This is a genomic window from Acinetobacter sp. 24-47-47 (assembly GCF_057737035.1).
Genome location: NZ_CM173216.1, coordinates 1076681 through 1097152 on the forward strand (window position 1 = coordinate 1076681; position 20472 = coordinate 1097152).

The 20472-nt window shown below is 39.3% G+C and carries 19 protein-coding genes; 13 read left to right on the forward strand and 6 right to left on the reverse strand.

Going from position 1 to position 20472, the window contains the following annotated elements; translation table 11 throughout:
• Positions 1–65 precede the first annotated feature (65 nt).
• The 5 genes from AC1M9E_RS04945 to AC1M9E_RS04965 all read left to right on the forward strand — a co-directional run bounded on the left by AC1M9E_RS04945 (position 66) and on the right by AC1M9E_RS04965 (position 5918).
• Positions 66–2270, forward strand: coding sequence for an OsmC domain/YcaO domain-containing protein (locus AC1M9E_RS04945; protein WP_481591236.1), 2205 nt, complete (start codon positions 66–68; stop codon positions 2268–2270).
• A gap of 235 nt (positions 2271–2505) precedes the next feature.
• Entirely contained in the window at positions 2506–2622 is a 117-nt protein-coding gene (locus AC1M9E_RS04950) for a hypothetical protein (protein ID WP_092766106.1), read from the forward strand.
• 451 nt (positions 2623–3073) lie between these two features.
• Entirely contained in the window at positions 3074–4393 is a 1320-nt protein-coding gene (locus AC1M9E_RS04955) for an NCS2 family permease (RefSeq protein ID WP_481589776.1), read from the forward strand.
• A gap of 72 nt (positions 4394–4465) precedes the next feature.
• Positions 4466–5464 carry an adenosine deaminase gene (locus AC1M9E_RS04960; protein ID WP_481591235.1) on the forward strand — a complete coding sequence of 333 codons (999 nt, stop codon included), beginning with the start codon at positions 4466–4468 and terminating at the stop codon, positions 5462–5464.
• Positions 5465–5594: 130 nt separating this feature from the next.
• Positions 5595–5918 carry a hypothetical protein gene (locus AC1M9E_RS04965; RefSeq protein WP_488225091.1) on the forward strand — a complete coding sequence of 108 codons (324 nt, stop codon included), beginning with the start codon at positions 5595–5597 and terminating at the stop codon, positions 5916–5918.
• 12 nt (positions 5919–5930) lie between these two features.
• On the opposite strand, the gene AC1M9E_RS04970 is transcribed toward AC1M9E_RS04965, so the two are convergent.
• On the reverse strand, positions 5931–6488 hold the full coding sequence (locus tag AC1M9E_RS04970; protein WP_035265864.1) for a cytochrome b: 558 nt from the start codon (positions 6486–6488) through the stop codon (positions 5931–5933).
• A gap of 203 nt (positions 6489–6691) precedes the next feature.
• Between AC1M9E_RS04970 and AC1M9E_RS04975 the strand changes: the two genes are divergently transcribed.
• Together AC1M9E_RS04975 and rnhB are read left to right on the forward strand one after the other, a co-directional pair.
• Positions 6692–7072, forward strand: coding sequence for a hypothetical protein (locus AC1M9E_RS04975; protein WP_180027580.1), 381 nt, complete (start codon positions 6692–6694; stop codon positions 7070–7072).
• Between the two features lie 66 nt (positions 7073–7138).
• A complete protein-coding gene (gene rnhB, locus AC1M9E_RS04980) occupies positions 7139–7705 on the forward strand; it encodes a ribonuclease HII (RefSeq protein ID WP_488225197.1) in 567 nt (188 codons plus the stop codon).
• 66 nt (positions 7706–7771) lie between these two features.
• On the opposite strand, the gene csrA is transcribed toward rnhB, so the two are convergent.
• The 3 genes from csrA to alaS all read right to left on the reverse strand — a co-directional run bounded on the left by csrA (position 7772) and on the right by alaS (position 12310).
• A complete protein-coding gene (gene csrA / locus AC1M9E_RS04985; protein WP_035265869.1) occupies positions 7772–8026 on the reverse strand; it encodes a carbon storage regulator CsrA in 255 nt (84 codons plus the stop codon).
• Positions 8027–8270: 244 nt separating this feature from the next.
• A complete protein-coding gene (locus tag AC1M9E_RS04990; RefSeq protein WP_092766113.1) occupies positions 8271–9551 on the reverse strand; it encodes an aspartate kinase in 1281 nt (426 codons plus the stop codon).
• Positions 9552–9616: 65 nt separating this feature from the next.
• On the reverse strand, positions 9617–12310 hold the full coding sequence (alaS, locus tag AC1M9E_RS04995) for an alanine--tRNA ligase (RefSeq protein WP_488225092.1): 2694 nt from the start codon (positions 12308–12310) through the stop codon (positions 9617–9619).
• Positions 12311–12678: 368 nt separating this feature from the next.
• Here alaS and gap point away from each other — a divergent pair, with 368 nt between their 5' ends.
• The 5 genes from gap (at position 12679) to AC1M9E_RS05020 (ending at position 17819) form a co-directional block, all read left to right on the forward strand.
• Positions 12679–13710: a type I glyceraldehyde-3-phosphate dehydrogenase gene (gap, locus tag AC1M9E_RS05000; protein ID WP_488225093.1), complete on the forward strand. Its 1032-nt coding sequence runs from the start codon at positions 12679–12681 to the stop codon at positions 13708–13710.
• A gap of 227 nt (positions 13711–13937) precedes the next feature.
• The gene (locus tag AC1M9E_RS05005; RefSeq protein ID WP_488225094.1) at positions 13938–15104 is read left to right on the forward strand and encodes an ATP phosphoribosyltransferase regulatory subunit; all 1167 of its coding nucleotides are present in this window, start codon (positions 13938–13940) and stop codon (positions 15102–15104) included.
• 70 nt (positions 15105–15174) lie between these two features.
• Entirely contained in the window at positions 15175–16494 is a 1320-nt protein-coding gene (locus AC1M9E_RS05010) for an adenylosuccinate synthase (protein WP_035265875.1), read from the forward strand.
• Between the two features lie 137 nt (positions 16495–16631).
• A complete protein-coding gene (locus AC1M9E_RS05015; protein ID WP_180027584.1) occupies positions 16632–16940 on the forward strand; it encodes a hypothetical protein in 309 nt (102 codons plus the stop codon).
• A 102-nt stretch (positions 16941–17042) separates the two neighbouring features.
• Complete coding sequence (locus AC1M9E_RS05020) at positions 17043–17819, forward strand: M48 family metallopeptidase (RefSeq protein ID WP_035265878.1); 777 nt, start codon at positions 17043–17045, stop codon at positions 17817–17819.
• Positions 17820–17937: 118 nt separating this feature from the next.
• Here the strand turns inward: AC1M9E_RS05020 and AC1M9E_RS05025 are convergent, their stop codons facing one another.
• Together AC1M9E_RS05025 and crp are read right to left on the reverse strand one after the other, a co-directional pair.
• Positions 17938–18987 carry an NADP(H)-dependent aldo-keto reductase gene (locus AC1M9E_RS05025; RefSeq protein WP_488225095.1) on the reverse strand — a complete coding sequence of 350 codons (1050 nt, stop codon included), beginning with the start codon at positions 18985–18987 and terminating at the stop codon, positions 17938–17940.
• A gap of 159 nt (positions 18988–19146) precedes the next feature.
• The gene (gene crp, locus AC1M9E_RS05030) at positions 19147–19860 is read right to left on the reverse strand and encodes a cAMP-activated global transcriptional regulator CRP (RefSeq protein ID WP_092766118.1); all 714 of its coding nucleotides are present in this window, start codon (positions 19858–19860) and stop codon (positions 19147–19149) included.
• A gap of 149 nt (positions 19861–20009) precedes the next feature.
• Here crp and AC1M9E_RS05035 point away from each other — a divergent pair, with 149 nt between their 5' ends.
• Entirely contained in the window at positions 20010–20435 is a 426-nt protein-coding gene (locus AC1M9E_RS05035) for an OsmC family protein (RefSeq protein ID WP_481608349.1), read from the forward strand.
• The last annotated feature ends 37 nt before the right edge of the window (positions 20436–20472 follow it).

Consider the following 20472-nt stretch of genomic DNA (forward strand, 5'->3'; position numbering starts at 1 on the left):
TTACAATGCGTTTTAATTTATTTTTAACTTATCTAGCTGTTTGGATAAGTTCTGTAGGTGCCCGCATGGAAATCAAAGTCAATTATCTCGACAATCTTCGACAGGAAGCAAAGTTCGACGATTTCACGGTTATTGCCGATCAACCTATTCGTTATAAAGGTGATGGATCTGCACCAGGCCCATTTGACTATTTTCTTGCGTCTTCAGCATTATGTGCAGCTTATTTTGTAAAGGTGTATTGTGCTGCACGAGATATTCCTACAGAAAATATTCGATTATCCCAAAATAATATTGTTGATCCAGAAAACCGTTATAAACAAATTTTTAAAATTCAAGTCGAATTACCCTCAGATATCTCTGAGAAGGATCGACAAGGTATTTTACGTTCAATCGACCGTTGCACTGTAAAAAAAGTCATTCAAACAGGTCCTGAGTTTGTTATTGAGGAAGTTGAAAGCATTGATGCGGATGCTCAAGCTTTACTTATGCCAAATATTGCCAAGGAAAATGTGACTGTTATTCCGGGCAAAGATTTGCCGCTTGAAGAAACGATTGCCAACATGTCTGCAATTTTGGCGGGCTTAGGGATGAAGATTGAAATTGCGTCTTGGCGGAATATAGTGCCAAACGTATGGTCTTTACATATTCGCGATGCACAAGCGCCAATGTGTTTTACCAATGGTAAAGGTTCAACGAAAGAGAGTGCCTTAGCATCTGCATTAGGCGAGTTTATTGAACGTTTGAATTGTAATTTCTTCTATAACGACCAATTTTGGGGTGAAGAAATCGCAAATGCTGAATTTGTGCATTACCCTGATGAAAAGTGGTTCCAACCAGGTCCAAATGGTGAATTGCCATCAGAAATTTTAGATGAATATACACTTGAAATTTACGATCCTGAAGATGAATTATTAGGCACACATCTGTACGACACAAATTCTGGCAATACTGCGAGAGGTATTTGTTCGTTACCTTTTGTACGCCAGTCGGATGGTGAGATTGTATATTTCCCTTCAAATTTGATTGAAAATTTGTATCTGTCAAATGGTATGAGCGCAGGAAATACCTTGGCTGAAGCACAAGTACAATGTTTATCTGAAATATTTGAACGAGCAGTGAAGCGCGAAATTTTAGAGGGTGAAATTACCCTGCCAGATGTACCTGAACATGTTCTAGCAAAGTACCCAAAAATAGTTGAGGGTATTAAGGGGCTTGAGGAGCAAGGTTTTCCAGTGCTGGTCAAAGATGCTTCATTAGGTGGGAAATTCCCAGTCATGTGCGTGACATTAATGAATCCAAGAACGGGTGGTGTTTTTGCATCATTCGGGGCTCATCCAAACTTTGAAGTTGCATTGGAACGCAGCCTTACCGAACTTTTACAAGGTCGTAGTTTTGAAGGTTTAAATGACTTACCACGTCCTACTTTCAATAGCCATGCCCTGACAGAACCAAATAACTTTGTGGAACACTTTATTGATTCATCGGGCGTTGTATCTTGGAGATTCTTCAGTTCGAAATCTGATTATGATTTCGTAGAGTGGGATTTCACCAGTCAGGGTGAAAATACAAATGCTGAAGAAGCTGAAAAGATGTTCAATATCCTAAAAGAGATGGGTAAAGAAGTTTACATGGCTGTATACCAACATTTAGGTGCAACTGCATGCCGAATTCTAGTGCCAGGATATTCTGAGGTGTATTTGGTTGAAGATCTGGTTTGGGACAATACCAATAAAGCTTTAGCCTTTAGAGAAGATATTCTTAACTTACATCGTTTAGATAATGAACAGCTCGAAGCTTTGCTAGAGAAACTTGAAGAAGTTGAAGTGGATGACTATACCGATATTATTACCTTGATTGGTGTTGAATTTGACGATAATACGGTGTGGGGTCAGTTAACTATTCTTGAATTAAAACTATTAATTAACTTAGCTTTGGAAAATTTCGAAGAAGCGAAAGACCAAGTAGAACAGTTCTTACAATACAACACCAATACTGTAGAGCGCGGTTTATTCTATCAATGCATGGATGTCGTTTTAGAAGTATTGTTAGATGAAGAAATGGAAATTGAAGACTATGAACCGAATTTTAGACGTATGTTCGGTGATGAGAGAGTTGATGCTGCAATAGGCTCAATCGAAGGTGATGTGCGTTTTTATGGATTGACGCCAACCAATATGCAACTTGAAGGTCTCGATCGTCATTTAAAACTTATTGAGAGCTATAAGAAGCTTCATGCTGCCAGAGCACGTTTTGTTTCTCAACAAAACTGATCGAATGAAAGGCCACTATGAAGAGTGGTCTTTTTATTTTAAAGATCAGCAAATCGATGCATCTAGTTAGGGTGCTCAATTTTTTATCATAAAATGAAGTTGTTATGAAAAGTACTGATAGTATTTATTAAAAATAGTAATTTATTGATATTTAAGGGAAATAATTCTATTTAACTGGTATTATTAGCTAAATGCATTATCATAGTGCATGACGAGTTAACTTAAGGCGAGCATTATGAATTTCTTGAAAAAAAAGAATAAAGCAAGTTTCGTTTTCTTTATTATTACTGCGTATTCCTGTTTGGGCTTTGGATTAGGTTACCTAATTTGGGAATACCTCCAAATGAAATAATGTTCATATTGATCGGTAAGAGTGCAAATTTAGAAAGTATTCACTGTTAGCAAGCTTAATTTACTCTACCATTTAAAATTAAATGATCTAAAAATCATCAGTGATTTTTTAAGGGGTATATTTAAATTTATATTTTTTAACGTGATTTAAATAAAGATTAAATTTTATCGTTTTATAACCTATGACTGTGTATTCAGCCCTTCAAATTCAGTCTATGTTATAATTAAAAATATATCCCGATAGATCGAATTGTCTAGCGACTGTTCAATTGATAGATCATCATATCAAAGCTGCTTTATTGCAGCTTTTTTAATTGTGCTTCAATTTATCGGAAATGTCATTTTGGTACGTTTATTGAATGCGTCATCTGAGCTACATTTGCCAATGAATCATTAAATAAATGATCTAAATAATTTTTACGACTCGCTCGATCTTAAGCAGGGGCTCGACAATGACAAATCCAAATTCTTCAGCGGGTTTGCTTGAACGCTTATTTAAACTAAGTGAAAACAAAACAACTTTTCGAACTGAAATGATTGCAGGGATGACGACATTCCTGACAATGTGCTACATCATCATTGTCAATCCAATGATTCTGTCTGAAACAGGAATGGATCATGGTGCGGTATTTGTTGCGACATGTTTGGCAGCAGCAATTGGTTGTTTTGTCATGGGTATTATTGCCAATTACCCAATCGCATTGGCTCCGGGTATGGGCTTAAATGCATATTTCACCTATTCGGTATGTTTAGGAATGGGTGTGCCTTGGCAAACCGCTTTAGCTGCGGTATTTGTGTCTGGTCTGGTCTTCATCGCGATCAGTATGTTTAAAATTCGTGAAGCTATCGTGAATGCCATTCCAATGTCTTTAAAATTGGCTATTGGTGGTGGTATTGGTTTATTCCTAGCATTAATCGCTTTGAAAAATGCTGGCATCATTGTGGATAATCCTGCGACTCTAGTGGGTTTAGGTGATTTAAAACAACCAACCGTTCTCTTAGCCTTATTCGGTTTTTTGATGGTTGTTGTTATGCATCACTTTAAAATACGTGGTGCGATTATCATCAGTATTTTAGTGCTGACTGCAATCTCAACATTCCTAGGATTGAGTGAATTTAAAGGTGTGATTGGTCAAATTCCTTCAATTGCACCAACATTCATGCAAATGGATTTTGAAGGCTTATTTACCGCAAGTTTAATCGGTGTAATTTTTGTGTTCTTCTTAGTTGATCTATTTGATTCAACAGGAACGCTGGTTGGTGTTTCACATCGTGCTGGTTTACTCAAAGATGGCAAATTACCACGTTTGAAGAAAGCTCTGTTTGCCGACTCTTCAGCGATTGTTGCTGGTGCTGCATTAGGTACATCATCAACGACACCATATATTGAGTCTTCTGCGGGTGTAGCAGCAGGGGGGCGTACAGGTCTTACAGCGGTAATAGTTGGCTTACTTTTTATTGCTTGTTTGTTCTTAGCACCGTTGGCTCAATCTGTTCCTGGATTTGCAACTGCACCAGCCTTACTCTTTGTAGGGGTATTGATGATTCAGGGTATTACACATATTGATTGGGATGATATTACTGAAGCGGTTCCTGCTTTCTTAACGATCGTGTTTATGCCGTTCACTTACTCAATCGCTGATGGTATTGCCATGGGCTTTATCAGTTATGCGTTGGTGAAGTTACTTACAGGTAAAGCATCTACAGTACCATATATGGTATGGATTATCGCAGTATTATGGGCGCTAAAATTTGCAATGTTTGGCGGCTAATTTTTAACAGTTTTTAAAAGGGTGTAAACTCAGTTTGCACCCTTTTTATTTTTGGTTTCATGAGGAGTAGCAATGAACCGTGTTGAGTTAATTAAAGCTTTACCTAAAGCTGAGCTTCATGTCCATATTGAAGGGACATTTGAACCTGAGTTGATGTTTGCCATTGCTCAGCGCAATGAAATTGCAATCCCATATCAATCAGTTGAAGAAGTCAAACAGGCTTATAATTTTCACAATCTGCAATCATTTCTAGATATTTACTATGCAGGTGCGAATGTATTGATCAATGAGCAAGATTTTTATGATCTTGCATGGGCATATTTTGAAAAATGTGCAGAAGATCGAGTGGTTCATACTGAAATGTTTTTTGATCCGCAAACCCATACGGATCGTGGTGTGTCATTTGAAACGGTAATTAAAGGCTTAAAACGAGCTTGCCACGATGCTGAGGTAAAATTAGGCATCACAACGCATTTGATTATGTGTTTCTTACGTCATTTGAGTGAAGAGGCAGCATTTGAAACACTTGAACAGGCTTTACCTTACAAAGACCAAATTATTGGGGTAGGGTTAGATTCAAGTGAAGTTGGGCATCCACCTTCTAAATTTGAAAGGGTATTTGCAAAATCACGTGATGAAGGATTTTTGGTTGTTGCTCATGCAGGTGAAGAAGGTCCAGCAGAATATGTCTGGGAAGCTTTGGATTTACTTAAAGTGAATCGTATTGATCACGGCGTACGCTCTGAAGAAGATCCAAAGTTGTTGGCGCGTTTGATTGCTGAAAAAATGCCTTTAACGGTTTGTCCATTATCAAATTTAAAGCTTTGTGTTGTAGATGATATGGCAGATCATAATATTCGCCGTTTGTTACAGCAGGGTGTGCATGTAACCGTCAATTCAGATGATCCATCTTATTTCGGTGGGTATATGAATGATAACTTTATTGCGATTGCTGAGGCCTTAGATTTAACAAATCATGAATTAAAGCAACTCGCTATAAATTCATTTGAAGCATCGTTTATTTCCGATGTGCAAAAACAAAAGTGGAAAGATAAAATTCTCGCAATTTAAAACAGTTAAACTTGTTTATGTGAAATACTGGAAGGTGGGGGCAAAATCCCACCTTTGGTTTAATATGCTTTAAACAATAGAGCCGAATGTGATGTTGAAATTGAAGTCTTTGTTTTGCTTGAGTCTGCTAATGTTGCCCGTAGTTATCGCGAATGCAAATACGACATTTACACAGCGTATATTAAAGCCTGTCATCCAGTATCAATGTGAGCGTGAAGTCGACCATTCAAAAATATGGAAAATAACGACATATTTAATGAATGAAGAAAACAAAAAGAAATTAAAATTAGAAACCTGTGATTGTGTATCAAATCATGCTTTAAAAGATATTCCGGCTCAGGAACTTGCCAAAGCAACAGTTAACGAAGATATCAAGCAAGAAGTCATTCGAAAAGCCATGTTGAATAGCCTAAAAGCATGTGTGATTAGCTCTAAATCTAACTCAGAAATTTAGAGCCGTACTCAATCAATCTTTAGGTTGTTTGGTCATGCTGTCTAAGACATGATCTTTATCTATAAAGTGATGCTTTAATGCCGCAGCAATATGTCCGAGTAAAAGTAAACCTGCAGCCCAAGAAATCCAAATATGAAGTGGTTTTACAATTTCAGTTACTTGAGGATTCTCACCTATTAAAGCGGGTAGATCAAATAAGAATAATACTGGTGCAGGGTAGCCGAGACTCCAACTCCATAAGCAACCCGTAATTGGTAAAGCCAGAAGCATAAAATAAAGTCCAAGATGCCCTAAATGTGCGAGTCTTTTCATGAGGGGAGACATTGTCTCTGGTAACTCGGGTGCAGGATGAGTGTAGCGCCAAAAGATACGAACCACGACCAGAAAAATAATGGTGGTTGCAATATTTTTGTGAAGCGTGATGACGTCACCTTTGAAGCTACCATCTACTTCATAACTTAAAAAATTGCCGCTATAAAAGCCGATCGCCCACGCCGTGATAAAAATAATCGCCATGACCCAATGCAAGACTTGAGCTGTACGTGTGTAATATTTGGATTTATTATTCATGATATAAACTTATGATTGAATTTCGCACATAATAATTTAAGCATAAATTATTTATAAGTATTGAAATGGGACACAGTGTTGAAAATATGCAACGGAATGCGACTTATAACTGAACATATAGTCGGGAAATACAAAAAATCTATTTCTTCATGATGTTACATTAGGCAAAATAGCTCAATTCGTAAGATGATAAGGACAATACTGTGAAAAAATTAATCGCTTTACTCGCACCAATGACATTAGTGCTCGGAGCTTGTGCTACAGGTACAACAGGGACATCATCACCTGCCGCAAATACCACTCAACAGTTAGGTTCGGCTGCACTTAAAATTGCGATCAATGCAAAATGCACAACTGAATTGAACAATATTTCTGCGTGGAAAACTGCAACGAAATTAATGACTGCAGAGCAGAAAGAAAATATCCAAGGTGAAATTTGTGGATGTGTAAGTGAAAAAGCTCCTCAAAGCGTAACTACGGTTGATTTGGCTACAGCAGCGATTGATCCAACAGCACGTGCAACAATCGTCAGCAATATCGTGACTAAAACTATTAATGAATGTGTAGCTGAAGCTGTACGTTAATTTCAAAGATACATGAATAGGCTGATTTTGATCGGCCTATTTTTTTAAGGATAAATTAGGAAAATGATGTTGATTGCTGGTGCTGATGAAGCAGGGCGCGGTCCACTGGTGGGATCGGTCGTTGCGGCTGCTGTAATTTTGGATCCTAACAATCCGATTCTTGGGTTAAATGATTCTAAAAAACTCAGTGAAAAAAAACGTGAAAAATTATTTATAGAGATCAAAGAAAAAGCACTAGCTTGGGCTATCTCTGAAGCGAGTCATCAAGAAATTGATGAACTCAATATATTGCATGCTTCATTGTTGGCAATGCGTCGTGCCGTAGAACAATTGAGTGTGCAACCACAACATGTATTGGTTGATGGCAATAAAATTCCCCAAGGATTGAGTATGAGTTGTGATGCTGTGGTTGGAGGAGATGCATTACATCCAGAAATTTCTGCTGCCAGTATCCTGGCTAAGGTGACACGTGATCATCAAATGTTAGAACTTGATGCTAAATATCCTCAGTTTGGTTTTGCAAAACATAAAGGCTACCCGACCAAAGCTCATTTTGAAGCTATTGCACAGTTTGGCGTGGTTGAAGAGCACAGGCGTAGCTTTGGTCCAGTACGCAAATCATTGGGACTTTAAACAGCTTAAACACCAAAAATTTAAAGCGGCTAAATTTAGCCGCTTTAGTCACAAAATCATTTCTAATCAACGATTGAAATCATTTTGAGTGTAATTCTCTTCTTCGTAAGAAGGTTGGTAATCTTGGTCAAGATGTTGCAAGTGCTCATGCATCGCACGTTCATGCTGAATTCGTTGATAGATTTCTTCACGATGTACAGATACTTCTTTAGGCGCATTCACACCAATTCGCACTTGGTTACCTTTTACACCAAGTACAGTGACACTGACTTGATCCCCAATCATTAATGTTTCACCAACACGACGGGTGAGAATCAGCATGTTTATCTCCTTGCTTAAACGCTAAACCTGCGATAGTTTTTTCAAAAAGTGAAAATAACAACCTCGGCACCACGAAATATTTTAATAGATAAATGTGACGAATTTAACCATTCGCACAGGACTATTGAAATTATCCCATAAACCTCTAGACCTAATATAACAGAGCCACTATAGGAAAAACTATAGTGGCTCTGAATATTTCTTCATCAAGTATGCATTGTTTCTGCTAACTCATGGCAGAAAATTAAGCACGTGCGCTAGACTCACCATGTTCGCGGTCAAGACCAAACGCAGTGTGAAGTGAGCGAACAGCAAGCTCTAAATAATTTTCTTCAATAATAACAGAGATTTTGATTTCAGAAGTTGAAATCATCAGGATATTGATGCCTTCATCAGCAAGTGCTGTAAACATTTTACTTGCAACACCAGCATGAGAGCGCATACCAACACCTACGATAGATACTTTTACAATATCATCACGTGTTGCAACTTCACGAGCACCGATTGCTTGAGCAGTTTCTTCAAGAATTTTTTTAGCTTTAGCAAGTTCGCCACGATTGACTGTGAATGTGAAGTCAGTTGTACCATCTTCTTCAACGTTTTGGATGATCATATCTACTTCGATATTAGCATCACCAATCGGTTTTAAAATTTTAGATGCAATACCAGGAAGATCAGGCACACCTAAGATAGTTAATTTAGCTTCGTCACGGTTAAATGCGATACCAGAGATAATTGGCTGTTCCATGTTGTCTTCCAATTCAGTAGTGATAAGTGTTCCGACGTTGTTTTTAAATTCTTCGTCAAATGCGCCATCATTTTCATTGTCGAAGCTAGAGAGTACGCGTAAAGGGACTTGATATTTACCCGCGAACTCAACAGAACGGATCTGTAAAACTTTAGAACCAAGAGAAGCCATTTCAAGCATTTCTTCAAAAGAAATACGATCAACTTTCTTCGCTTTTGGTGCAACACGTGGATCTGTTGTATATACACCATCCACATCTGTATAAATTTGGCATTCATCCGCTTTGAGTGCAGCTGCTAATGCAACACCAGAAGTATCAGAACCACCACGACCCAAAGTTGTTGTGTTTCCATTAGCATCAAAACCTTGGAAACCTGCAACAACGATGACACGACCAGCATCTAATTGTTCAGTCATGACATCTGTATCAATTGATTCAATACGTGCTTTTGTGAATGAGCTGTCAGTTTTAATACCAACTTGGCGTCCAGTCAAAGATTTCGCTTCCACACCGATAGAATTCAGTGCCATTGCTAACATTGAAATCGTTACCTGTTCACCCGTTGAAACCATTTGGTCTAATTCTCGTGGGTCAGGGGTGTCGGTAATGGCTTTCGCTAAAGCGAGTAGGCGATTAGTTTCACCACTCATTGCGGATACAACAACCACAACCTTGTGGCCGTGATCATGCCAACGCTTTACACGACGAGCAACATTTAAAATGCGCTCAGGAGTACCCATTGAAGTACCGCCATATTTTTGAACGATTAATGCCATAGTTGTTCCATATAAACCATGACCTTGAAGAGTTGTTCAAGGTCAGTTACACAAAAGGTGAAGTTTTATTTTGCAGCTAGCCAAGCAGTTAATTCTGCCATGACAGAAGCAAACTTCTCGTTAAGTGGCGCGCCACCTTGTGCCAAATCAGGCTTACCACCACCTTTACCACCTAGCTCAGTTGCTAAGTGTTTGATGATGTCACCTGCTTTTATAGAAGCTGTGAAGTCTTTAGCTACAGATGCGATCAAGCTCACCTTGCCACCCTCTACACCTGCAAGGACAATCACAGCATTTTCTAATTTTGATTTCACGCCGTCGTGTAGATTGCGAAGTGATTTCGCATCCATACCTTGAACAGTCGTGATTAACGTTTTGCGACCTGCAATTTCCTTAACTTGGCTAAGTAGTTCACCCGCCTGTAAATGTGCAAGTTTTTGATTCAATTGATCGATTTGCTTTTGTAAGCTTGATGCTGTGTCCGCTAAGGCTTCAACTTTCTCAATCGTTTGATCTTTTTGTGCTTTCAATAAGCCATTAATCGTGTTGATGTCTCGATCAGCTTTTTGAGCCACCTCAATTGCTTTCGTACCTGTAACTGCCTCAATACGACGTACACCTGCAGCAACACCGCCTTCAGAAGTGATTTTGAACAGACCAATGTCACCTGTACGTTTTACGTGAATACCGCCACAAAGTTCGATCGAGAAATTTTTCTCTTCAATGATTGAACCCATAGAAAGTACGCGAACTTCTTCGCCATATTTCTCACCAAACAACATCATCGCGCCTTTAGCTTTTGCAGATTCGATGTCAAGGAGTTCGGTTGTTACAGGCGTATTGGCAATCACTTCAGCATTTACCAGACGTTCAATTTCTTGAATCTGTTCAAATGTCACGGGTTGATCATTGGCAAAGTCGAAACGTAACACGTCAGAAGCAACCAATGAACCTTTTTGTTGAACATGTGAACCCAAGATTTGACGAAGTGCAGCATGTAGAAGATGAGTCGCAGAGTGGTTACGTGCTGTTGCTGCACGAATGTCTGCTTTAACTGTTGCTTCTACATTTTGAGTAACTTTAAAGTTACCCATGGTCACGATACCTTGGTGAACGAACGCACCACCAGATTTTTTCGTGTCTTGAACTTCGAAAATACCTGTATCGTTTTTAAAGATACCTGTATCACCAATTTGACCACCGCTTTCTGCATAGAAAGGTGTTTGGTTTAGAACGATTAAAGCTTCATCACCTTCAACGACTTCATCAACTTGTTCGCCATCCTTATAGATTGCGATGATTTGACCCTCACCAGCAGTTGCATCGTAGCCGTCAAACTGAGTTTCGCCTTCAACTTTTACAACGCTGTTGTAGTCGATTGCGAATTTACCCGCATCACGTGCACGTTGACGTTGAGCAGCCATTTCTTTTTCAAAACCAGCTTCGTCAATCGTTAAATCACGTTCACGTGCGATGTCAGCCGTTAAGTCAGTTGGGAAGCCGTACGTGTCGTAAAGTTTGAATACTACTTCGCCCGGAATGACAGAACCTTTTAAGTTAGCAAGCTCGCCCTCAAGCAATTTCAAACCTTGTTCTAAGGTTTTAGCAAATTGCTCTTCTTCTTTTAAAAGTTGCGCTTCGATACGCGCTTGTTGTGCTTCAAGTTCAGGATAGGCAGCGCCCATCACCTCAATTAAAGGCTTTAACATTTTGTGGAAGAATGAACCTGTCGCACCCAACTTGTTACCATGACGAACTGCACGACGGATGATACGACGTAGAACGTAGCCACGCCCTTCATTTGATGGGTTTACGCCATCAGCGATTAGGAATGAGCACGAGCGTGCATGGTCGGCAACGACTTTAAGTGATGCTGGGTATTCAACTGGTTTGCCTTCCGCTTGCGCTTTCGCTTCAAGTTCAGCAGTATCTAAACCAATAATTTCAGCTGCAGCTTTTAATAGGTGTTGGAATAGATCAATTTCGTAGTTTGAGTTGACGTGTTGTAAAACAGCAGAAATACGCTCTAAGCCCATACCTGTATCGACAGACGGAGCAGGAAGCGGATGGAGTACGCCATCAGCAGTACGGTTAAACTGCATGAATACGTTGTTCCAAATTTCGATGAAGCGGTCGCCATCTTCTTCAGGTGTGCCTGGTAAGCCGCCCCAAATGTGATCGCCATGGTCATAGAAAATTTCAGAACATGGACCACAAGGACCTGTATCGCCCATTGCCCAGAAGTTATCTGAAGCGTATTGACCGCCTTTGTTGTCGCCGATACGGATAATGCGAGACTCATCTAGACCGATTTCTTTGTTCCAGATGTCGAATGCTTCATCATCAGTGTGATAAACCGTTGCATATAATTTGTCTTTAGGTAGACCTAACCATTTTTCATTGGTTAAGAAATCCCAAGCGAATTTAATCGCGTCACGTTTAAAGTAATCTCCGAAAGAGAAGTTACCTAACATTTCAAAAAACGTATGGTGACGAGCTGTGTAGCCCACGTTATCTAAGTCGTTATGTTTACCGCCAGCACGAACACATTTTTGTGATGACACTGCACGTACATAATCTCGTTTTTCTAGGCCTAAGAAGCAATCTTTGAACTGGTTCATACCAGCATTTGTAAAGAGCAAAGTTGGGTCGTTGGCAGGAACTAGAGAACTCGACGCGACACGTGTGTGGCCTTGCGATTCAAAGTAACGCAAAAATGCTTCACGAATTTCAGCTGATGTCATAAAACGAGTACTCACAACCAAGTCACTCCATTAATTCTGTATTGGCAAATAATATGTCTGGGAAATAAAGTGCGAATTCACAAAAAAATTCACCCCAGCATACCGGGCTAAAAGTTTAAAAACGCCAAATTATAACGGAATTTGCCACCTGTACCAATGATTTTAAAGTGTTTTAATGACAATTCTCTTTAATTCTGATTTTAGGTGAAATTTTAATCATTATTGGTGTTGAGATCATTTTCAAATGCTTAAGCAGTGTATCTCGCACGAAGATCAATCAAAAATATTGAGTAGTCATAAGACCATTATTTATTACTGAATATTTTAGAAATACTTTAACATAGAGCTTTCAAGAACTTGTATTAAAGAGTTGAAGGTTACATATGCAGCGTATCGCAATTAATGGATTTGGACGAATCGGGCGAAATGTTTTAAGAGCTTGGTTTGAAAATCCAAAACAATTCAATTTTGAAATCGTTGCGATTAATGATGTGGCTGATGTAGAAACTTTAATTCATTTATTTAAATATGACACCACACATGGAAGATTTCATGGGGAAGTGGAGTTGAGTTATGTTGCAGAGCAAGTATTTCTCAATATTCATGCCTATCAAAAAAAATTAACTATTGAAGTCCACTGTCAAACAGAACCTGATCAACTACCATGGAAGCGTTTAAACGTTGATGTTGTTTTAGAGTGTACTGGTTTATTTAGATCTCGAGCAGAAGCGACACGTCATCTCAATGCTGGTGCTCAACGTGTGATAATTGGGGCTGCACCTTTTGATACGGTTGATGCTGCAATTGTGTACGGGGTAAATCATACAGAGGTTAAAACTACGGATCAGATTATTTCGAGTGTTTCATGTACGACACAAGCATTGGTTCCTCTGGTCAAAATTATTGACGATGCCTTTGGCATAGAAAGTGCGTTAATGACAGAAATTCATGCTGTTACAGCGGATCAATCCGTTTTAGATCATGTTCACCGCGATTTACGTCGTGCGAGGGCATCTGGGCAAAACATTATTCCAACGACTTCATCTGCTCTAGGTGCAATCAAACGTGTTATGCCAAAAATGGAAGGGCGAATAGACGGTTACTCAATTCGTGTTCCTACCATTAATGTGGCAGCTATTGATTTGACATTTATAGCGCAACAGCCAATTACAGACCATCAGTTAAATGAAGTGTTAATTTCAGCAGCACGAGAGCGATTTTCGGAAATTATGTCGGTAACAGATGAGCCTTTAGTATCATCTGACTTTAATCATTCTCCGTTTTCACTCATTGTAGATTTAACTCAAACCATGGTGGTCGGGAAGCAAGCTAAAGTCTATGCTTGGTATGATAATGAGTGGGGATATACCAATCGTTTACTAGATTTATGTCATTCATTTCCAGATCAGTCATGAAACTGAAATGCTGTGTCTTTTATAAAGGCTTAAGTCTATAACATAGATCAACTGCTAGTGCGTTCAGAATTACCAATAGAAGCTTATGAATAATCTAAAATTCCGATTTAATTATTTAAAAGTCTGATGCACATGGGGGTTGATCGTGATAGACTAGGAGAAATCGGGTGTGTTCCCGATTTTTTTATGCGGATTTGTTCCGCGCTGACAGAATTTAGGTTTACAACATGCCCATTTCAGAGACATGGTTATTACCTGATGGTGTAGCTGATGTATTACCAGAGCAAGCGCAAGTTATTGAAACTTTGCGTCGTACCGCGTTAGATTTCCTCGCAGCTCGAGGTTATCAATTGGTGTACACGCCATTTATTGAATACATCGAATCTCTATCTTCTCTTTCAGAATCGAATCAAGATTTAGACTTAGCCACATTTAAAGTAATCGATCAACTTTCAGGTCGTTTACTTGGTGTGCGTGCAGATATGACGCCTCAGGTGGCGCGTATTGATGCACACGTGTATCCAGTTGAAGGTGTTGCACGCTATTGCTACGCTGGAACGGTACTTCATACCAAACCACAAGGTTTCAATACCACACGTGCGCCTTTACAGCTCGGTGCTGAGTTGTTTGGTTCAGACAGTATCGATGCTGACGTCGAAATGATCGATGTTATGTTGGAATTATTAAAAAATACAGGTGTAACTGAGGCGATCCATTTAGATATTGGACACGTTGGTCTATTCCGTAGCTTAGTTAAACATGCAGGATTGAACAAAGCTACAGAGTCGCATCTATCTGATTTATATCAGCGTAAAGCATTGCCAGAACTTGCTGAATATACGCGACAACTTAAATTCGGATCTGATTTTTATGCGCTTGGTCGTTATGCAAGTGATTTAGTCGCTTTAAAATCACATTTAAGCCAAGAAATCTTAGAAGATTCGGCATTCCAAGAAGCATTTAATGCAGTTCAAAGCACACAAGATGCGATTCAGCAACGTTGGCCAAATCTGCATATTGGTATCGATGTAGTAGAGCTTCGTTCATATCACTATCACACTGGCTTAATGTATGCAGTGTATGCACCAAATCGTGCTGCGCCATTAGCTCAAGGTGGACGTTATGATGGTATTGGTGAGCATTTTGGTCGTGCACGTCCAGCAACTGGCTTTTCATGTGACTTATACGCTTTAAGCGCTGGTCAATTTAAAGCATTGGAAGTGATCGTTGCACCTAAGGGAAATAATGCTGACCTAGTCAAAGCAATTCAAGGATTACGTGATCAAGGCAAAAGCGTTGTGCAGTTGCTTGGTCAAGATGAGTTGAATTCAGTACCTAACGCGACTCACCAATTGGTGAATCAAGCGGGTGAGTGGAAACTCGAACAGATTTAATCACCTGATTTGAATACTAAATTTCAAATCATGTTCTTCAATTTTAACAGCATGATGCAATGAGGCTATTATGGGCAAGAATGTTGTGGTACTTGGTACCCAATGGGGCGACGAAGGTAAAGGTAAAATCGTTGACCTGCTCACAGATCAAGCGGCTGCAGTTGTTCGCTATCAAGGTGGACACAATGCAGGTCATACTCTCGTCGTAGGTGGTAAGAAAACTGTTTTACACCTCATTCCATCTGGTATTTTACGTGAAAACGTACTTTGCTTAATTGGTAACGGTGTAGTGCTTTCTCCTGAAGCGTTAATCAAAGAGATGACGATTCTTGAAGAGCAAGGTGTGCCAGTTAAAGAACGTTTACGTATTTCTCCAAACTGTCCATTAATTTTGCCAAACCATATTGCATTAGACCAAGCACGTGAGAAAAAACGTGGGAATGCCAAGATTGGTACAACAGGTCGTGGTATTGGTCCAGCGTATGAGGATAAAGTTGCACGTCGTGCGGTTCGTGTCGCTGATTTAGTGCGTGGTGGTGATCATCTCAAAGCATTGCTTGAAGAGTTACTTGAATACCATAACTTCCAATTAACACAATTCTACGGTGTAGAAGCGGTTAAGCTTGAAGACGTGCTTGCGTTATGTGATCAATGGCGTGAAGTTGTTGCTCCACTGGTTGTTGATGTTACTGGCGAATTGCATAAATATCGTAAGAACGGTGACAACATCATGTTTGAAGGTGCTCAAGGCTCACTTCTTGATGTTGACCATGGTACTTATCCATACGTAACATCTTCAAATACGACTGCTGGTGGTGTGAGTTCTGGTTCTGGTCTTGGTCCATTACACCTTGACTATGTATTGGGTATTACCAAAGCTTATACAACTCGCGTAGGTGCAGGTCCATTCCCAACTGAGTTGGTTTATGATGCTGCAAACGATGTTGGTGATGCAATTGGTAAGCACCTTGGTACTGTAGGTTCAGAATTTGGCGCATCTACTGGTCGCCAACGTCGCTGTGGTTGGTTCGATGCTGAAATCCTTCGTCGTTCAGTAGAAGTAAACTCACTTTCGGGTATTTGCTTGACTAAACTTGACGTTCTTGATGGTTTAGAAGAAATCAAAATCTGTGTAGGTTATGAAGCTGCAGATTCGGGCTGCGTAGGTTCTTCTGATGCACTTGCATTTGAAACTTTAAAACCAATTTACGAAACAATGCCTGGTTGGACTGAGTCTACTTTTGGTGCTAAATCTTTAGACCAATTGCCAGAAGCAGCAATCAACTATATTAAGCGACTTGAACAGTTAATCGAATGTCCAATCGACATCGTATCAACTGGTCCAGACCGTGATGAAACGATTATTCTTCGTCACCCGTTTGAAGCTTAATTAAAAGTTTTAAAAAAGCCCTGTGATATCACAGGGCTTTTTTTGATCTAAACAACGACCAAAGTTGTATAAAAATTGGCTGTGCTGAATCTTAGAGATTGTTAAAATCGAATGTATAAAATAATAGAGTGTGCAGGATGCATAAAAATATTTCTGGAACAATGTTTTATTCGTTGTTATTTGCAATGGGGGGGGCACCCACGATTGCGATGATGATAATTCGATCTCAAACAGTAGCCGAAGATGTGGTCTACCAAGTCTTTATTGGGCTGTCGATTATGATCGCTTGCATATTGGTCCCTATTATTTTAATTCAGAACACCTATTTATTTTTTAAACGTAAAGATGAGAAGCTTGAAACTCGTTTAAAACCGTGGAGTCAAACCTATCTCGTGCTTAATATTTTTTGTTTGGTCTTTTGGATCAGCTATCAATTTGTTTACTAAATTACATAACAAATAAAAAAGTGAAGAAAAATGAGATATTAAGCTTAGTTGAGTTTGTCTATAATTATGAACAAGTACTTTCAAGTAGATTGGAACATTATAATGAAGAACAAATTATTGCTCGGTCTTACAGCATCTGCGGTGATCTCGATTTCAGGGTGTACAACATTTGCGGATATGGCGGGTGCGGACTCAGCGACATTAAATGCAGCTGCTGCACAAAGTTACTCGCAAGCCATTGATACAGCTCGCAGCAAGGGCTTATTGGATACAAGCTCAAATACCTATAAGCGTATTACCAATGTCTACAATCGTTTGCGTCCATATGCTGATCAAATGAATCAAACGGGTCAGCCATTCCAATGGCAGGTATCTGTAATTAAATCAAGTGAATTAAATGCTTCTGTCATGCCGGGTGGTAAAGTTGTTTTTTATACAGGTATTGTGGAACGTTTAAATTTAACAGATGCTGAAATTGCGGCCATCATGGGACATGAAATGATCCATGCTTTGGAAGAGCATGCAAAAAGTAAATTGGGTGCTCAAGCTTTAACTGACTTGGCTTTAGGTGTTGGTTTAAGTGCAGCTGGGGTAGGTCAAGGTGGCGCAGCAGTTGCACAAATTGGTTCTCAACTGGGTGTAGGGTTGCCTTATTCACGTAACTTGGAGAGCCGTGCTGATCAGGGTGGATTAATGTTAATGGCTCGAGCTGGTTATAACCCACAAGCAGCGATTACATTATGGGAGAAAATGGCTAAAGCAAGTAATGGTGGCAATGCATCTTTCTTATCAACACACCCTTCAAATGCTCAACGAATTGAGGCGATGCGTAAAAACTTACCTGCAGCTCAAGCGATTTATAACCAAAGTCGCCGTTAAAAGAATAAAGCTAAAAAAGGATGCGTTAGCATCCTTTTTTTTTATATTCACCACTTAGTAAATTGTTATCACAGTATGGCTTTGATTCAAATGTATTGAAATCGAATTTATTAGACACTTAAGGTGCTGGATTTGGCTGTTGTTTATGGATGATCTCAATTTCCTGAAGTATTTCTTCTGACAATGACACATTAAAAGCATCAATATTTTCTTTGAGTTGATTTAAATCGGTTGCACCAATGATTGTGCTGGTCACGAAGAACTGCTGCTTAATGAAAGCTAACGCCAATTGCGTTAATGTCAGTCCATGTTTTTCTGCTAAGAGGGCGTATTGTTCAGTTGCCCATTCACTTTCAGGATTACTATAACGCACAAATCTAGAGTATAAGGTGACTCTGGCATTTGCAGGTCTCGCACCATGTCTAAATTTTCCTGTTAAATAGCCAAAAGCGAGCGGTGAATAGGCCAGTAAACCGATGCCTTCAAATTTAGCAATCTCCGACATGCCGATTTCATAGGTACGATTTAATAAGTTATAGGGGTTTTGTACAGAAACAAATTTAGACAGCCCTAACTTTTCAGCTAAATGTAGAAATTTCATGGTTCCCCATGGTGTCTCATTGGAGAGTCCGATATAACGAATTCTACCTCTATTAATTTCCGCTTGAAGGGCAGATAAGGTTTCCTCGAGTGGTGTGATATCTAGTGTACTGTGAGCATGGTGATTGGAATAACCCAATTGACCAAACATATTGGTTGGGCGTTGAGGCCAATGCAGCTGATAAAGATCAATATAGTCAGTTTTTAAGCGTCTAAGATTTGAGTCTAAGGCTGAGCTGATGTCGCTGGCAGTATAGCGAGTTGTGCCGCCTCTAATATTGCTACCACCTTGGCCTGGACCTGCAATTTTTGAAGCAAGAAAAAGTTGATCACGTTGGCCGCGCTGCTGAATCCAATTGCCGATAATTTCTTCCGTCGCGCCTTGAGTTTCGACTTTAGGTGGTACTGGGTACATCTCTGCAGTATCCCAAAAATTTAACCCCCGCTCGAGTGCATATTCCAGTTGTTGGAAAGCCTCGGACTGGCTATTTTGCTCACCAAAGGTCATTGTTCCTAAACAAATTTCGGGAACGTGTATATCTGTTTGCCCAAGTCGATTAAATTTCATGCTCAACATCCTTGCTGTATTTTTTAAGTTGATATATTGAAATCATACCTAATCTAAGATTCAAAACGTATGTAAAATAAATTCGAAAGTTTTCAGAAAAAAGGCAATAAAAAAGCAAATCGTCAGATTTGCTTTTTTGAATGTAGATCAGATGAAAATTTATTCATCATCATTGTTGTCAAAGTCGTCTTCAACAGAATTTACTGCTTCTAATGATGAATCAAAAATTAAGATAGCTTTACCATCAGTTTCAATCATGCCTTGTTCTTCAAGTGTTTTAAGAACACGACCAACCATTTCACGAGAACAACCTACAATACGACCAATTTCTTGACGAGTAATACGAATTTGGCGTCCATTTGGAAGAATCATTGCTTCAGGTTGAGCTGACAAGTCGATTAAACAACGTGCAATACGACCCGATACATCAATAAATGCTAGGTCAGTTACTTTTCGAGTTGTATTTTTTAAGCGACGAACGAGCTGTGCGAACACCGCATAGCTAAGATCTGGATACTGCTTACTTACTTCATGGAAGTTAGCATATGAAATTTCAGCAATCTCACATACATCACGTGTACGTACTTCTGCAGTACGCTGAGGATTACTTTCAAATAATCCCATCTCTCCAAAAAAGTCCCCTGGGTTTAAATAGGCTACAACAATTTCACGTTCATCATCTTCACGTAAAATAATTGAAACCGACCCTTTTAAAATTAGATACAGAGATTTCGACTCTGAGCCCGCATCAATAATTGAAGTTCGTTTTGGAAATCTATTGATGTGCGCACGCTTGAGCAAAGCTTTGACAGATTCAGGTAATTGACCTGGCGACAAAGCATCTGTACTAAGTTGTGAAAAATTAGAAGTCATGCTTTTTAAATTCCGATTTGGATAGTAACTAGATCTTTAGACCTAAATAAACTTGCCACGTGAAGCATAAGAGGTGAAATTCCTTATCAGCTCAATATATGCTAGTGTACAGTCCTAAGTAAATTTATAGTTTTTTTTAGGTAGTTGCAATGCATACTAGCGTACATTGGTTAGAGAATGTTGCTTTTGAAGCAAAATCTGAAAGCGGTCACCAAATTATCATGGATGGTGCTGAAGCTTACGGTGGTGAAAACCGTGGTCCACGTCCGATGGAACTCATTTTAATGGGGCTTGGTGGGTGTGCTTCGTTTGATATTGTGACCATATTAAAAAAATCTAGACAAGATGTGACTGGTGTTCAATGTCAGTTGAAAGCTGAGAGGGCAGACACAATTCCTGCGGTTTTCACGAAGATACATTTGCATTTTGTGGTTACAGGAAAAGCAGTTAAAGAAAAGCAAGTCGCTAAAGCGGTTGAGCTATCTGCAGAAAAATATTGCTCAGCAAGTAAAATGCTTTCAGATGGCGGTGTTGAAATTACACATGATTTTGAAATCATTGAAGCCGAAGCTTGATTTTATCGAGTTGAAAAAAGCAACCTTAAGGTTGCTT